Source organism: Acidovorax sp. SUPP3434 (assembly GCF_030159015.1).
GTDB lineage: Bacteria > Pseudomonadota > Gammaproteobacteria > Burkholderiales > Burkholderiaceae_C > Paracidovorax.
Genome location: NZ_BQXL01000040.1, coordinates 1 through 1563, shown reverse-complemented (window position 1 = coordinate 1563; position 1563 = coordinate 1). Strand labels below are relative to the sequence as shown.

At 68.0% G+C, this 1563-nt stretch carries 1 protein-coding gene; it reads right to left on the bottom strand.

The features are described 5' to 3' along the window. Positions 1 to 1563 (bottom strand): amino acid adenylation domain-containing protein (locus AVKW3434_RS24160; RefSeq protein WP_502869174.1); only part of this gene is annotated, 1563 nt, incomplete at both ends.

Below are 1563 nucleotides of genomic sequence, written 5' to 3'. Positions count from 1 at the left end.
GGCGGCCCACGCGCTCCACGCCCAGCACCTCGGCCCAGATGCGCGCCAGCATCTCCTCCAGCTCGCCTTGCGGTGCCTCGTATTGCTGCACCCCGGCCATCTCCGGCTCCGGCAGCGCCTTGCGGTCTACCTTGCCGTTGACCGTTAGCGGCAGGGCATCGAGCACCACGAGGGCGGACGGCACCATATAGTCCGGCAGCACCTGACCCAACCGCTCCTTCAGCGCCCCTTCCTCGACCGCATCGTTCAGCGAGACATACGCCACCAGCCTTGCGCCGCCCGGCCCCTCCTGGGCCAGCACCACGGCCTCGCGCACCTCGGGCTGGGCCAGCAGCTGCGACTGCACCTCGCCCAACTCGATACGGAAGCCCCGGATCTTGACCTGCTGATCGGCTCGGCCCAGGTATTCGAGTTCGCCCTGTGCCGTCCAGCGCACCAGATCGCCTGTGCGGTACAGGCGTTCGCCGGTGTTCGTGAACGGATTGGCGATGAAGCGCTCCGCGCTCAGGCCTTGCCGGTTCAGGTAGCCCCGCGCCAGGCCTTCACCCGCCACGTACAACTCCCCGGCCACGCCCTGCGCCAGCAGGTTCAGGCTGCCATCGAGCACGTACAGGCCCAGGTCCGCAATCGCCACGCCCACAGGGCTGCGCCCGCCTTCCAGGTCCGCCTGCGTGATGGGCCGGTACGTCACATGCACCGTGGTCTCGGTGATGCCGTACATGTTGATGAGCCTGGGGCTCTGATCGCCGAAGCGCTCGAACCAGGCCCTCAGGCTCTCGGGCTCCAGTGCCTCGCCGCCGAAGACCACATGGCGCAGCGACAGGCCCGCACCGCCCTGCCCTTCATGCCCGTCCTGCTCCACCGCATGCACCAGTTGCCCAAAGGCCGAGGGCGTTTGATTGAGAACCGTGACGCGCTCGGCTCGCAGCAAGGCCAGGAAGTCCTGCGGCGAGCGGCTGACCCAGTACGGCACCACCACCAGGCGCCCGCCCGTACACAGCGCCCCGAAGATCTCCCACACCGAGAAGTCGAAGGCGTAGGAGTGAAACAGCGTCCACACGTCGTCGGGCCCGAAGCCGAACCAGGCCTCGGTGGCATCCAGCAGCCGCGCCACGTTGCGGTGACTCAGTTGAGCGCCCTTGGGGCGGCCTGTGGAGCCGGAGGTATAGATCACATAGGCCAGCCCGTCCGGGCTCACCTGCACCTGCGGGTCGGTGTCCGGCTCGCCCGACAGGTCCAGCGTGTCGATCTCCAGCACCTGCAGCCCGGCCGTGCCGGGAATGCGTTCACGCACCGACGAATGAGCAAGCACCAGGCCGATGCCGCTGTCCTGGACCATGTGCGCCAGGCGATCGGCAGGGTAGTCCGGGTCCAGCGGCACATAGGCACCACCGGCCTTGAGAATGGCCAGCAGCCCCACCACCATCTCCACCGAGCGCTGCATGGCAATGCCCACCCGGGTCTCCGGCACCACCCCCAGCGCCATCAGGCGGTGGGCCACTCGGTTGGCTCTCGCATTGAGCTCGCCATAGGTCAGGGTCTGATCCTCGCAACGCAACGCAA